Below are 12695 nucleotides of genomic sequence, written 5' to 3'. Positions count from 1 at the left end.
TGCCGTGCACGCTTGGAGCGGTGCGACGCCGATCGTAGACACTGGCTTGATCGGACCGCCGTCGGATAATGTCGGAGGCAGCAATCGATCCGAGGCCGAATCACCCCAGACCGATACGCTGCCCAAAAAGCGGCGACTTGTTTAGCGCGTCAAGACAGGCGCGATTCGCCTGTCGGGCTGCTCAAGTACACGGCCGTCGCACCGATGCGCGAGAACACCAGCCACACAAACAGCAGCACACTGCAACCGATGAGGAGGGAGGCAACGCCAATCATTGATATGGGCATGTACCGCGAAGAGCGAGTGGTCGCCGGAAGCGCCCATCACCACGCCCAGCGTCACGCCGATAGCAAAGCAGAGGGCTGCGAGCCGAAACCAGGTCCGCGAACGGGGTGTGTGATTCTGGCATTCACCTCATGCGCCCTGAGGCGCGTTCAGTTGCTAAAACAACTGAAGTGAAGTCGCCAAACGGTCCTGTGGGCGACCTCTTGTTGGTTGGATATCGAGTGTCCATTATGAGACTCGTGTCTCACGACAAGACAGGGTCTCATTTCTTCCATGATAAATTCGAAGTCAAGCCCGTCCAGCGGTAGCGGCGATCAGGGCCGCGACAACCAGAAGCGCCGAACGCGACAGGCGCTGATCGATGCCGCCGTCGCCTTGCGCGACGAGGGCCATAACCCGACGGTTGCGCAAGTGGCCGAGCGCGCGATGGTGTCGCGCGCCACGGCGTATCGCTACTTTCCCTCGACGGAGGCGTTGATCGCGGTGCGCGATTTCAGTCGCGCGAGCGTCGAAGACTCACTCGGCGCCGCCGCCTGGGCGGCTCGGGCACTGGTGCGTCAGGCACTGGCGGAGGATGAAGAGGCGCGACGAAAGCGCAATACGATGAGCTCGCGGTCTTCTGCTCCGTGACACCGAATATCCCTAAACTGCCTGTGACCCTGGCCGATACCTATCAAACGCAAAGATGGCCATTGCTCGCAGGCCAATCGCAAACCCCCACCATTTTTCGCGACACCCTCCAAGGACGGTACTTTGAGTCACGTCAACACCCACACGCCTCAAACATTCACCACCGTGTTGCCATTGGTTTGGTTGTCGGTACTGGCAAGCGTATTCATCGCCGGGTGTTCCAGTTCGCCCCCACCGGTCAGCCCGATCGACCGCGACCCTTGCCTGGATGACGGCCCAGTCCACAGCGCGGCCTACGATGCGTGTGTGAAAGATCGGGAATTCGACAAAGCCTTGGCTTACAAAGCACTTTTCGAAGATCTCGGGCCCTCTTTCCAGCAACAGACACTCGCCGAACCGGATAAAGATGACTTTCAGTTATCCGACTTTCCAGACGGAGAAGGCCCGATGACCTTCCGTGTGACGCCTTCGATATCCGCGACTGAAAAGCAGGCGTTGCCGTTCAAAATCAGGGTCACCTGGAAATACGTCTCCAAGACTGTCCGGCCAAAGTCCCGGGACCTGGTCCGGATGGATGAAATGCTAGCCCTGATACAGCCGGCTGTGGAGGAGAAGGGGTTAGCGAAGTTGGTGTGCACGGTCACCGGTGAAAAACGGCGCGTGTGGACCTTCTACACCCGAAACGCCGATGCTTTCATCGCTCGGGCACAGGCCGCCTTGGCACCGACCGGGCCATACCCTGTCGAGTTGAGTGCAGGCAAAGAACCCGCGTGGCGCGCCGACGAGCTCACCGGAGACAACCTGCATCGGGAGATCCGGATCACGCCAAAACGGTGCATGGAATGATGTAAAACGGGATGCGGCCTGCCCATCAAAACAATGGGCAGGCCCGTGCAGTGTAGCTTTCAGCGCAAGGAGCGAAAGGCTGCACGCAGTTCGTTGGCGAACAACTCAGGCTGTTCCCAGGCTGCGAAATGGCCGCCCTTATCGACTTCGTTGAAGTAGATCAGGTTGGGGTAGGCGCGCTCGGTCCAGGTTTTCGGCGCCTGATAGATTTCGCCGGGGAACACTGTCACGGCGACGGGGATCTTGATATCCCGGGTCTTCTGTTCCACGGCGTTGAAGTTGTTGGTGTTGTTTTCCCAGTACAGGCGAGCGGAAGAGATCGCGCTGTTGGTCAGCCAATACAGCGAAATACCGTCGAGGATCTCGTCCTTGGTCAGGGATTTTTCCGCGTCGCCGCCGCTGTAGGTCCACTGGTTGAATTTGTCGAACATCCACGCGGCCAAGCCTGCGGGTGAATCCGACAAGCCGTAGCCGACGGTTTGTGGCCGGGTGCTCATCATGGCGCCGTAGGCCGCGTTTTTGCCGAAGAAGGTTTTCAGCGACTCATAGGCCGCGGTCTCCTTGGCCGACAGACCAGAGGGAGGCCGGGTGCCGTCGTTGATCGCCTTGGCGACATCGGCTGGCACGGTGGCCGGCATGTTCACATGGATCCCCAGCAAGCCGGGCGGTGCCTGGCGTCCCATGGCGTCGGCGATCACCGAACCCCAGTCGCCACCTTGCGACACGTAGCGCTATCGGCCGCCAGGATCTGGCGATCAGCGCAAAGTTCTCCGAGGGTTACAGGGTGCTGGTGCGGGCGTTTGAGCGCAGGGTCGCCGTCAACAATCCGGATGTCGACGCGTTGGCCATCGCCATGGGCATCGTTGCGGCCATGGTCGGCGCGCTCTCGTTTGCACGGGCCACGACGAAGGCGCGGCCGGAAGTATCGGCTCAGGTGCTGCGGGGCGTGCGTCTGATGATCGATGCTGCGCTGGGTAAAACGGTGTAGCGGGAAGTCTGCCGCAAGGGCACCTTGCGGCTGGGGTCTGCGACACAGGACTAACTTTGTGGCACCACCCGCGCTTCGCTACCGGCACCCTCGACATAAACGTTCATGCCTTTGGTCAGCGCCGGGTTTATGGGTTGGGTCACTGAAACCAATACGCCGCTGTTGGTCCGCACGATGATCTGCTGTGCGTCCTTCAGTTGATCGTATTTTCTCTTCTCCGCGTAGTTACCGCCTGCCGCACCAGCCAGCGCGCCGGCGACCATCGCAACGTCCCGACCGGTGCCACCGCCGACCAGGCTGCCAAGAGCGACACCGCCGATGCCGCCTAATATGGCGCCCACGCCGCTGTCGTGGTTGGTCTGCATCTGCGTCTGCGTAATCTGCTCGATTTTCCCCGAGCGAATTTCCATCTCGCCCGCGCCTCCGCTCCCGGCGTCGACCGCGACACAGGAGCACAGCGCCATACCCAACAGCGCAGTCGTCAACCAGTAAGCGATAGTTTTCATAGTCAAACTCCAGGATGTTCGAAGAAGTGATCTCGCAAACGCGTCAACTCACGTTAGACGAAAAAATGGAGCATGGGCCGGATCAGCTGCCGAGGCGTGATCATTGAGTAAATGGAACGCGTAAAAAAGCCCGGCTGATCAGGCCGGGCTTTTCGTTGAGTGCATCGGTAAAGCCATTCATTTATGCAGCGCGGCTTTCGATCAGACGGTCGGATCCACCTTCCGCGACGCGGTTTTCGATCAGGCGGTCGGAACCACCTTCGGCAACGCGGTTCTCAATCAGGCGATCGGAACCACCTTCAGCGACGCGGTTTTCGATCAAACGATCGGAACCACCTTCAGCGACGCGGCTTTCAATCAAACGATCCGAGCCGCCTTCAGCGACAACCGGGTGAGCAGAAGAAGCGGCGAAAGCGTTAACTGCAAAAACCGAGAAAGCGATGCTGAGAAGGAGTTGGCGTTTCATGAGGGTGTGCTCCGGGGTGTAGTTGTTGGGTATGGAGCCGATGGTACGCCGCGGATTTTTTATGAGAACTTCATTGAGTTGATGGTGACTATCGACGCAGGCAATGAATGCGAAAGGCCCGGTCCAGAAGCTTCAGGCTTCGCTGATCTTGCTGATCTTGCTGATACTGGTGACCTGACCATTCCAGACCATCTCGTAATGCGCTGTTTGAATGATTGATAAAACCGGCTTGGGCGTCATCAGCGCCCAGCAATAACTGCCCTGCATCCGCACCGAGTGGTAACGAATGCCAGGACAGCGCGCCTCTTTAACGGACTTGCCCAAGCGCCGCGAGTGGGTGTAATCGTCAGGGTCATAAACCGGATCAGTCAGTGCAATGGCGGCCGCATCTTTCATCGCCACATCCACGAAAGCGCAGGACAACCCCCGAAACACAAACCGCTCATAGTTAAGTTTCGGGACATTTGACCAGTACAGGCTCTGGTGATGCCGCACCTCGGCTAACGCCGTGTCCATGGAGTCCGCCAGGTACAACACCCCAAAACGGCCATCGCTGAACCGCGAACCCGCCGGGTTGACATGGGTAAACGGCGCCGTCGCATAAGAGCAGCCAGGGATGCCGAACGGGATCTGATCCCGCGCAATCAACTCAAGATGACCCACTTCATTCTTCAGCCGGGGATTGGTCAGCGCCTGAATCTGATACAGCACCTCAAACTCGTCCGCATCCGCCACGTCATCAAACATCGCAATCGGTGGAAACTTCGAATTGACCAATCGATAAGCCTGCAACTGTTCGCCGGCCAGTTCTGCCAGTTCGTTCACCGTCACCATTGCGCACCACGCAGCACGTCAATGCGCTTGAAGGTTTCATACAAGGAAATCATGTCGCCCTGAGCCATGATCTCCAGCGGACTGCGCCCATTGAAAAACTCGTTGTGGTTGGCCATCGAAGGGAAGCCGTAAACGTTATCCGGGTTATCAAACACCAGGCGCAGTGCGGCGTGGATGTTAAGGACAAAACTGATGCGTTGCATCTGGTCTGAATCCAGCGCTACGGACCACGAAGGATCGCGCTGCCGGGCGCGGGTGTAGGTGCTTCGGGAGATGCGCAGGATGCGACAGGCCTGATCGCTGGAGGCGCTCCACTTTTCGAGGATGCCGACGGCAGCGCGCAGGCCTGTTACGCATTGGGCTTTGGTAAAGGCTTGTTCCTGGAGGGGCACTGCCATATTCAATAGCTCTTTCTGAATCTGTAGATTCGAAGATAGGTTTAATGAGTCTATAGAGCAAGTCTGCTTCGACCAATGGACATTGAAGTCATTGTTGCCGGTTAAATACTTTTGGCGACAGGAAGGGAACCGATCTCCTCAGTAACGGCTAAATTTTAACGAGGGATATTTCCCCCTTACTGAAGGAACGACCCAATGTTCACATCACGCTCATTGATTGCCGCTGTTACAAGTCTTGCACTGGTCTGCGGCTCGGCAACGGCATTGGCCGATCCGGGTAATGGAAAGGGCCAGGGGAACGGCAAGGGAAACCCGCAAAACGGCCAGGCCCATGGCAACCAGGGAGGCCAGGCCGGCCAAGGCAAAAACACCGGGGGCGGCGAATGGGGTCATGGCCCGAGTATCAATCACAACAGTATTCTGGGGATTGTCGGCGGCTATCGGGACTACTGGAGCCCCGGCCCTGCATTGCCACCGGGTATCCAAAAGAACCTCGCGCGCGGTAAGCCGCTGCCCCCCGGCATTGCCAAAAAACTGGATGGCCGCCTGGTCGGCAGGCTGCCTCATTACGACGGATACGAATGGCAGCAAGCGGGGACCGATTTGATCTTGGTGGCGCTGGCCACCGGGCTGATTTATGAAGTATTGAACGGTGCGTTTGATTAGCGCTTGAGTGGCGAGTGCGATTGGAATCCACTTACAAAAGACCCGTGGTTCATTCCAGGCTCTGATGCTGATCAGAGCCCGCATCCATTGCCGTCCGTCCGTCGCAGGGCCAGGAACCGAAAAGGGATTCTTGCGTCCTATGGCATGCGATATCAACCTACGGAAGCCACCATGCTTTTAAAGAGCAAGAGTCTTTTTGCTGTCATGTCCTGCGCCCTGATGCTTGCGGCTGCGCCATTGCTCCCCGTTGACCTGTCCGTCATGAACTCCGCCTATGCGAAAGAGGGTGGTGGTGGTGGTGGTGGTGGTGGTGGTGGTGGTGGCGGTAACGGCGGTGGCAATGGAGGTGGCCATGGCGGTGGCACGGGTGGCGGTCACAGCGGGTCCGGTCACGCCGGCAACGCTGACAGCAGTGGCCGTGGAAAGGGACTGTCCAGCGATCATGCCGGCAAGGCCGTTCGCGACCGTGGTGAAAGCGGAAACCACTATGGCAGTGAACGCAACGGTGATCGCAGTAAAGGCTCAACGACTTCAGGCATCGCCCAATCCAGAGATACGCGCGGCGTCACCAAAGCCGGTGCGATTTCGACCTCGACTCCAGGCGATCACAACGCGAAAGGGTTGAGTAACGCGGCATCCTCGGGATCAAAAAACCCGTACTGACCCGCGAGGCTGAATCGGTCTGCTGCCTGGCCGGGCGTTGAAGCCGTATCGGTTGATGTAAGCGACTACACCGAAAAAAAACGGGCGCCTTTACGGTGCCCGTTTTCAGTTGTGCCGCTGCTTGAGCGCCGATCAGGTAGCAACCGGCATAAGCTGCAATCCCGGACACTACTTTTGCCAGCACTATTCATCCACGATGATCCCCGATCCCCCTGATTCGCCGGGAACATCCTTCAGCTTCGGCAATCCATCCTTGAGCCGCAGCACCGTCTCCTGATAGTGCACGTGGACAGCCGGCGAGTACGCGAGATCCGGAATGACCGCGGCATACACGTCAATCAGCCCCATCTCGGGGTGGTCCGTAAAGAGGTGCCCGCCACACGTCTTGCACCATTTGCGGTAGCTGCGCGGTGTCTTGTTGTAGGTGCCGATGTTGTCGGCACCCCGAGTCACTTGCACCGCGTCGGGTTTCCACAGCGTGAAGGCATTGACCGGTCCTGCTGACCAATGCCGACACGACTCGCAATGGCAATAGCCCATTGCGGCCGGTTCGCCGCTGACGGTGAACTCGACTGCGCCGCAGAAACAACTGCCTTTGTAAGACCGTTCAATGCTCATGGCATGACTCCTTTATCAATGGCCGATACAGCACGGATGGCTGTCTTCACTCGTCGATGTAGCGAACCGGTATCGCTGGCGAGCGCCGCACGTGCAGTTCGAAAATGTCAGGGCGCGCGTAATGCCCGGTGACGTCGAGCGCCCGTCGCGCCGGCGCGACGAGCGCGACGTCAATGTCCGCATACAGAATGCCGGCCTCGCGGTGTAAGGGACCGGCCACGATCCGGCCTTGAGGACTGACCACCACCGAGTCGCCGTCGTTGATCCATTCCTCCGGATCGGCAAACAGTTGCATGCGCGCCGGAAAGTCCTCGGGAATGTCACTGCCGCGCAGCGCGGTGCCGCTGCCGAGCACCCAACAGCGGCCTTCAAGTGCAATGTGCCGCATCGTGCTGATCCAGCCTTCGCCGGTGTCGTAGGTGGGCGCGATATAGATCTCCACCCCTTGGGCATACAGGGAATAGCGCGCTAGCGGCATGTAGTTTTCCCAGCAGATCAGCGCACCGACGCGGCCGACCGGTGTATCGACCGCACGCAACCCGGACGCATCACCGAAGCCATGCACCATGCGCTCCGGATTGGTCGGCATCAGCTTGCGATGGCGGTTGAGCACTGCGCCATCCGCACCGATAACGACTACGCTGTTATAGAGCGTGCCGCCTCCCGTAGATCGGTCGCATTCATTGATGCCACACACAATCGTCACGGCGTGAACCCTGGCCGCTTCGCATAATTCGCCCAGATCACCGTTGGCGATATCGACCGCGTTGGCCAGCAGCCGCGTGTGCAACTGGCCCATGACAGCCCCGTCCTTGCCCGCCGCCAGCCGCCAGATCCACGACGGATAACCCGGAATGAACGATTCGGGCAAAACGATCAGCGAGGCGCCTGCTGCCGCCGCCTCGGCGACCGATTGCACGGCCCGGGCGATCGTCGCGCTGCGATCGAGCAGCACGGGCGGGCGCTGAATGATGGCTACCTTGGTCATGACGTTCTCCATTGGCTTTTGGCTTTCGAAGGCTTGAGCGTGCGCGGGGCGAAGTGGCCGGGCTAGTTCAAAAAGTGAAGCGTTGCAATTGCGGAGTCCAGGCGATGGAAGAGAGCTACGGCCAGTTCTGCACAGTCGCCCGCGGTGCTGAAGCCCTGTGCGAGCGCTGGACACCTTTGGTGGTGCGCGAACTGCTGTGCGGCAGCAAACGCTTCAATGAGCTGCACCGCGGCGTCCCCCGAATGTCCACCAATCTGCTGGCACAACGGCTGCGCCATCTGGAAGAAATCGGCGTCGTGCACCGCACGGCCGCCGGCAAAGTCTGGGAGTACAGCCTGACCGCTGCGGGCGAAGAATTGCGCCCCATCATCATGGCGCTGGGGCACTGGGGCGCACGCTGGATCGGCAGTCGCCTGCGCGATGACCAGCTCGACGCCGGCCTGTTGATGTGGGACGTGCGGCGGTTCGTGCGCATTGAGACGTTTCCGTCGCGACCGGTGGTCATCCAGTTCACGTTCCGCGACGCACGGCCCGGCGAGCAAGCGTGGTGGCTGGTGGTGGAGCAGGGTGTGGCGGATCTATGCCGCGATGACCCTGGCCGCGAACTGACGCTCGTCGTGGACTCCAGTGTGCGCGCGTTGACCGAAGTGTGGGCGGGCGACCGCACACCGCGGGAGGTGCTTCAGTCGCAAGAGCTGCGTGTGGATGGCGCGGTGAAGGACGCGGAAAATTTGTGGCGCTGGCTGGGTACGAGTGCGTTTGCGGGGACCAGGAGGGCGGCAGTAACTCGGTAGGTTGGCGAAATACCTATCAGTGAGCGAAACAGCGCACCCCGTCGATGCGCCACTCGACTCATAGCCAGTATTCCCAGAGTCGCGCCATCTGCTCCTTGGCTTTCACCGCGAGCGAGCGGCGCTGCCACTTTTCCAGCTTGATTTCGTTCGACTTGGCCAGATCCGCCATGAATGCCGCCTGCATCTTCTTTCCGAACTCGGTGCCCAGCACAACCACGTTGACTTCATCGTTGTGCAGAAAGCTGCGCCAGTCGAAGTTGGTGGAGCCGACACTCGACCACACACCATCGATGACTGCTGTTTTGACGTGGAGCAGCGCGTCGCGGCGTTCGTAAAGCTTGACGTTAGCCTTCAGCAATTCGCTGTAGTAGGCGCGTCCGGCATGAAACACCAGTGACGAATCGGTGCTGCTGGGCAGCACCAGCTTGACGTCGACGCCTCGGGCCGCCGCCTCCTTGAGTGCTGTTAGTAACTGCGGATCGGGCACAAAGTAGGCGTTCGTCAGCCATATCTCGGTCTGCGCGCTATGCAGCGCCGAAATCAGCGTCGCGTAGATCAGGCTGAACGGCTCATCTGGCGAGCTGCCGATGGCGCGAACCACCTCGGTGCCTTTGCGCTCCTGTGGCGGAAAGTAGTGGCGAGCGGCGAGCGGTTCACCTTTCTGGGCCGTCCATGTTCCGATGAACAGCTTCTGCAGTTCCGAAACCACCGGCCCCTCGACGCGCAAGTCGGTATCGCGCCAGGGCAAATCACCATTGGGGCGAGTCTTCGAGTGAGAGCTGAACGAGCCCCCCGAATAGACGCTGCTGATATTGATCCCGCCAAGAAAGGCAATACGGCCGTCCACTATCAGCAGCTTTCGGTGGTCGCGCTGGTTCACGTCCCAGCCCACTTTGGCCGTCGCCGGATTGACCGGGTTGTACTCCAGCACCTTGATGCCCGCTTCGGTCAAACGAGAGAAAAACGCTGAGGGTGTTCCGAGGGTTCCGACGCTGTCACGGATCAGATTGACCTGCACACCTTTGTGTTGTTGAGCGATCAGTGCGGCGGCGAAGCGCTGGCCGACTTCATCATCGTCGAGGATGTAGGTCTCCATGTTGATGTGGTCGCGCGCACCTTCCACGGCTTTGATCATCGACTGGTAGGTGGTGGGGCCGTCCTGCAGCAAGTCGACCTTGTTTCCTTCCGTTAGCGGGCTACCGACAACGGATTCTTCGATGGCGAGGTGCACATCGAAGATGTTGGTTTCTGCGCCGGTGGACTTGAGTCGGTCGAGAATGGCTTTGCTGCGCTCGGCCGACAGAGGTCCGTGTACCCCGTCGAGTTGCACAGGCGCAGAGGGCGCGCGAGCCATGTCGGGCACTATCCTCGGCAATGTACTGCAGGAAATCACCAATGTCAGGAACGCAGCCACGCACAGCACCAAAGGAATACAGGCACCCTTGCATCTGGTTAGAAGATTCATCAGGCCACCTCTTGGCGAGGACGGTGATAACGCTCTGTCCGGGCGTCTTGCGGACGACGCAAGGCGCCTTGATGGACAGGTTTCAGCGCTTGATCAGGGAAACCTTCGTGCCCTCGATGCTGACCCCGGCCATTAACCCTTGCTGGTCAAATATGAACGCGTAGGCATCGTCCTTCAGCGTCGAACTGGACAGGTTCTTCGAGATCCCTTCATCCACTACAACGACGGTGGGCCCTACGCCGATTTCCCAGCCCTTGGTTTCGCGAACATAGTTCACGGCTTTGTCGGTCATCAGGAAAACCACATAGCCATACGACTGGGCACCGGCCTGCAGCCCCCATGACCCCGTTACGGAGTTGTAATAACCCTCAACTGTCTTGCCTTTGAACAAAACGCCTTCGCCATAGCTGCCACCAAACACAAGGCCGGCCTTGATGATTTTCGGGAAGACCAGTATCGCTTTGGCGTTGTGCGACATGGTCTCGGCAAATGGATGAGTCTTGTAGAGCGTTTGCAACGCTTGCCGAGAGTCGGTATTCAGATCCTCGGCGGTTGCCGCAGCGGCAGAGTTCAGGAGGCTCGCTGATGCCAGTGAGACAATCGCGAGGACCATGGATAGGAAGAACCGCATTGACTGAGTCATTTTCGTACTCCGATAAGGGAGCATTGGATGTGAGCAGCAGTCAGCACCTGCCCTGGGCAGAATCGGAGTCTACTGAAATTTATCCGGCGCACCCTAAAGTGTGTGAACGACTGGCTTCGCCCATGAATGAAGCAGGCCAGAGGCCTTTGATCATTGGGCGATGCCATCACCTGCTTTGACCTCTGTAGATGAGCCGGGTTCGTCGGTAACCACCACAACACGGCGTGCGGCACTAACCCGGTGTCTCCTTGGCTCGCTCAGCGACAAACGGTCTGCCAGGCTCTTGGCCTGCTGAGTCGCGGCCTCACGCGCGCGCCGATCAACGTCTTCCCCCAGGATGGTTTTCTCCACAATCACCGAGTGCACATCCGTGACGCCGATGAATGTCAGCCAGGCCTCCACGTAGGGCTTCTGGAAGTCGAAGCGCTCCGCTGGCGTGGTCGACTGCGCCGAAAAATCCAGGCCGCGGGCGTACATCACCACGGCGCGTTTGTTGTGCAGCATGCCTTCCAGGCCGCGCTCCGGGTCAACGCTGAACAGAATGTCCTTCTGCGATACCAGGTCGATGAAGTGCTTGAGTTTGTAGGGGATGCTGAAATTCCACAGCGGTACGGACATCACCAGTACATCCGCGCGGTGCAGGTGCGCAGCCAGTTCTTTCAACGTGTTCCAGGCCTCCTGTTGCTCCGTGTTCAACGGCGTGCCGCTGAGTCCGGCGTATTTGGCCTCCATCGCCAGATCATCAAATTCCGGCAGGGCCATGTTCCAGAGGTCGAGGGTAACGATTTCAGTGTCCGGGGTGTTTGCTTGATAACGCGCAATGAAGCTGCGGGCGACCTCAAGGGAAGCTGAACGGTGCTTGCGTGGAGAACATTGAATATGGAGAAGCGTCGTCATGGCACACCTTGAATGATGAGGGCAGGGCAGGTGAGGAGCATTGCAACATAGTTGTACTTGGAATATAAATCGTGAATACAAACGCGATTAATCACGAATAAAACTATGTTCGATACGTTGCTGCTCAAGACATTTGTCACGGTCGTCGATGAAGACGGCTTCAGCCGTGCCGCCCAGAAGCTGCACCTGACTCAGTCGGCGGTCAGTGGCCATGTGCGGCGGTTGGAAGAACAGATTGGTAAGCCTCTGTTGACGCGTACCACCCGTTCTCAGCAACTGACGGCCGATGGCGAGCGCCTGGTTGCTTATGCGCGCACGATCCTCGCGCTGAACCGTGATGCCTGGACAGACCTGACGCGCACCCCGTTTCATGGACGGCTGCGGATCGGAGTGTCCGAAGATTTTGTCGAGTCTCGGTTGCTGCGCACTGTTCAGGATTTTGCGGCGCAGTACCCCGGGATGGAAATCGAGGTGCAGGTGAACATTCCCGGTTCGTTGCTGGCGCTGATGAAGCAAGGGCAACTGGACGTGGTCATCGGTTCGTTGTGCGAAACCAGCGAAGCGGGATTGCTGCTGTGGCAGGAGCCGCTGGTGTGGGCCTGGTCGGCGCAACCCGTCACCCGCTTACCGACGCCGTTGCCGCTGGCCCTGTTCCCCGCGCCGTGCCCTTATCGCGAGGCCGCGCTGACGAGGCTGGCGCAGGCGGGCATCGCCCAGCGCACGGCAATGTTGTGCAGCAGCACGGCCGGGTTGCGGGCGGCGGCCCTGGCAGGCTTCGCGATAGCGCCTATGCCACTGAGTCAGTTGGGGCAGGGACTGGCGGTTCTTGGGGCTGAACAAGGGTTGCCGCAATTGCCGGATGCGCAATGTCGGCTGTTCGCCTCACCTGAAGCGGATCAGGCGATGGTGGCAGCGGTCACTCAGCTCATTGTGGCGTATTGCTCCACGCGCAGGGCTTGAGAGTCGTTGGCGTAGCGGCTTCCATTCGAGTCAGTGATTGCGAGCAGG

Annotated in this window: 14 protein-coding genes and 4 pseudogenes; 7 read left to right on the top strand and 11 right to left on the bottom strand. The window is 59.3% G+C overall.

Annotation, left to right across the window (positions count from 1 at the left end; genetic code table 11):
* Window positions 1-149: 149 nt before the first annotated feature.
* Window positions 150-348, bottom strand: a pseudogene (locus ACA068_RS17815) (hypothetical protein).
* Between the two features lie 210 nt (window positions 349-558).
* Between ACA068_RS17815 and ACA068_RS17810 the strand changes: the two are divergent.
* The gene (locus ACA068_RS17810; protein ID WP_497303624.1) at window positions 559-915 is read left to right on the top strand and encodes a helix-turn-helix domain-containing protein; all 357 of its coding nucleotides are present in this window, start codon (window positions 559-561) and stop codon (window positions 913-915) included.
* Window positions 916-1038: 123 nt separating this feature from the next.
* Window positions 1039-1761 carry a DUF695 domain-containing protein gene (locus ACA068_RS17805; protein WP_497303623.1) on the top strand — a complete coding sequence of 241 codons (723 nt, stop codon included), beginning with the start codon at window positions 1039-1041 and terminating at the stop codon, window positions 1759-1761.
* 59 nt (window positions 1762-1820) lie between these two features.
* Here the strand turns inward: ACA068_RS17805 and ACA068_RS17800 are convergent.
* Window positions 1821-2489 (bottom strand): annotated as a pseudogene (locus ACA068_RS17800) (alpha/beta fold hydrolase); the annotation flags it as partial.
* Here ACA068_RS17800 and ACA068_RS17795 point away from each other — a divergent pair.
* Window positions 2429-2749, top strand: a complete 321-nt coding sequence (locus tag ACA068_RS17795) for a hypothetical protein (RefSeq protein WP_497303621.1) — start codon at window positions 2429-2431, stop codon at window positions 2747-2749. The pseudogene ACA068_RS17800 and the gene ACA068_RS17795 overlap by 61 nt on opposite strands.
* 50 nt (window positions 2750-2799) lie before the next feature.
* On the opposite strand, the gene ACA068_RS17790 is transcribed toward ACA068_RS17795, so the two are convergent.
* From ACA068_RS17790 to ACA068_RS17775, 4 genes and pseudogenes are all read right to left on the bottom strand, one after another.
* Complete coding sequence (locus tag ACA068_RS17790; protein ID WP_497303619.1) at window positions 2800-3255, bottom strand: glycine zipper 2TM domain-containing protein; 456 nt, start codon at window positions 3253-3255, stop codon at window positions 2800-2802.
* Window positions 3256-3439: 184 nt separating this feature from the next.
* Window positions 3440-3721 (bottom strand): annotated as a pseudogene (locus tag ACA068_RS17785) (phage infection protein); the annotation flags it as partial.
* 132 nt (window positions 3722-3853) lie between these two features.
* Window positions 3854-4555, bottom strand: a complete 702-nt coding sequence (locus ACA068_RS17780; RefSeq protein WP_497303618.1) for an RES family NAD+ phosphorylase — start codon at window positions 4553-4555, stop codon at window positions 3854-3856.
* The gene (locus ACA068_RS17775; RefSeq protein WP_200668271.1) at window positions 4549-4953 is read right to left on the bottom strand and encodes an antitoxin Xre-like helix-turn-helix domain-containing protein; all 405 of its coding nucleotides are present in this window, start codon (window positions 4951-4953) and stop codon (window positions 4549-4551) included. Before ACA068_RS17775 ends, ACA068_RS17780 begins: the two co-directional genes overlap by 7 nt.
* Window positions 4954-5148: 195 nt before the next feature.
* Here ACA068_RS17775 and ACA068_RS17770 point away from each other — a divergent pair, with 195 nt between their 5' ends.
* Window positions 5149-5619, top strand: coding sequence for an anti-virulence regulator CigR family protein (locus ACA068_RS17770; protein WP_083377063.1), 471 nt, complete (start codon window positions 5149-5151; stop codon window positions 5617-5619).
* A gap of 171 nt (window positions 5620-5790) precedes the next feature.
* Complete coding sequence (locus ACA068_RS17765; RefSeq protein WP_497303616.1) at window positions 5791-6282, top strand: hypothetical protein; 492 nt, start codon at window positions 5791-5793, stop codon at window positions 6280-6282.
* Between the two features lie 183 nt (window positions 6283-6465).
* On the opposite strand, the gene ACA068_RS17760 is transcribed toward ACA068_RS17765, so the two are convergent.
* Entirely contained in the window at window positions 6466-6900 is a 435-nt protein-coding gene (locus tag ACA068_RS17760; RefSeq protein ID WP_497303615.1) for a GFA family protein, read from the bottom strand.
* Window positions 6901-6946: 46 nt separating this feature from the next.
* Entirely contained in the window at window positions 6947-7888 is a 942-nt protein-coding gene (locus tag ACA068_RS17755) for a carbon-nitrogen hydrolase family protein (protein WP_497303613.1), read from the bottom strand.
* Window positions 7889-7992: 104 nt separating this feature from the next.
* Between ACA068_RS17755 and ACA068_RS17750 the strand changes: the two genes are divergently transcribed.
* A complete protein-coding gene (locus tag ACA068_RS17750; RefSeq protein ID WP_497303611.1) occupies window positions 7993-8682 on the top strand; it encodes a winged helix-turn-helix transcriptional regulator in 690 nt (229 codons plus the stop codon).
* 58 nt (window positions 8683-8740) lie between these two features.
* Here ACA068_RS17750 and cls read toward each other — a convergent pair whose 3' ends face one another.
* From cls to ACA068_RS17735, 3 genes and pseudogenes are all read right to left on the bottom strand, one after another.
* Complete coding sequence (gene cls / locus ACA068_RS17745) at window positions 8741-10096, bottom strand: cardiolipin synthase (RefSeq protein WP_497303610.1); 1356 nt, start codon at window positions 10094-10096, stop codon at window positions 8741-8743.
* A gap of 133 nt (window positions 10097-10229) precedes the next feature.
* Window positions 10230-10790 carry a lipid-binding SYLF domain-containing protein gene (locus ACA068_RS17740; protein ID WP_497303608.1) on the bottom strand — a complete coding sequence of 187 codons (561 nt, stop codon included), beginning with the start codon at window positions 10788-10790 and terminating at the stop codon, window positions 10230-10232.
* A 264-nt stretch (window positions 10791-11054) separates the two neighbouring features.
* Window positions 11055-11687, bottom strand: a pseudogene (locus tag ACA068_RS17735) (FMN-dependent NADH-azoreductase); the annotation flags it as partial.
* Between the two features lie 105 nt (window positions 11688-11792).
* On the opposite strand from ACA068_RS17735, the gene ACA068_RS17730 reads away from it, so the two are divergent.
* A complete protein-coding gene (locus ACA068_RS17730) occupies window positions 11793-12647 on the top strand; it encodes a LysR substrate-binding domain-containing protein (protein ID WP_497303606.1) in 855 nt (284 codons plus the stop codon).
* Window positions 12648-12695: the final 48 nt, after the last annotated feature.

Source organism: Pseudomonas sp. LBUM1660 (genome assembly GCF_059695935.1).
Note: the sequence above shows the minus strand (reverse complement) of the source record. Positions and strands in the feature narration are given on the sequence as shown.

Coding starts and splice junctions, on each gene's coding strand:
- ACA068_RS17765 (WP_497303616.1), top strand. CDS start 5,791: ATGCTTTTAAAGAGCAAGAGTCTTTTTGCTGTCATGTCCTGCGCCCTG.
- ACA068_RS17730 (WP_497303606.1), top strand. CDS start 11,793: ATGTTCGATACGTTGCTGCTCAAGACATTTGTCACGGTCGTCGATGAA.
- ACA068_RS17755 (WP_497303613.1), bottom strand. CDS start 7,888: ATGACCAAGGTAGCCATCATTCAGCGCCCGCCCGTGCTGCTCGATCGC.
- ACA068_RS17760 (WP_497303615.1), bottom strand. CDS start 6,900: ATGAGCATTGAACGGTCTTACAAAGGCAGTTGTTTCTGCGGCGCAGTC.
- ACA068_RS17740 (WP_497303608.1), bottom strand. CDS start 10,790: ATGACTCAGTCAATGCGGTTCTTCCTATCCATGGTCCTCGCGATTGTC.
- ACA068_RS17780 (WP_497303618.1), bottom strand. CDS start 4,555: ATGGTGACGGTGAACGAACTGGCAGAACTGGCCGGCGAACAGTTGCAG.
- ACA068_RS17775 (WP_200668271.1), bottom strand. CDS start 4,953: ATGGCAGTGCCCCTCCAGGAACAAGCCTTTACCAAAGCCCAATGCGTA.
- ACA068_RS17810 (WP_497303624.1), top strand. CDS start 559: ATGATAAATTCGAAGTCAAGCCCGTCCAGCGGTAGCGGCGATCAGGGC.
- ACA068_RS17790 (WP_497303619.1), bottom strand. CDS start 3,255: ATGAAAACTATCGCTTACTGGTTGACGACTGCGCTGTTGGGTATGGCG.
- ACA068_RS17770 (WP_083377063.1), top strand. CDS start 5,149: ATGTTCACATCACGCTCATTGATTGCCGCTGTTACAAGTCTTGCACTG.
- ACA068_RS17750 (WP_497303611.1), top strand. CDS start 7,993: ATGGAAGAGAGCTACGGCCAGTTCTGCACAGTCGCCCGCGGTGCTGAA.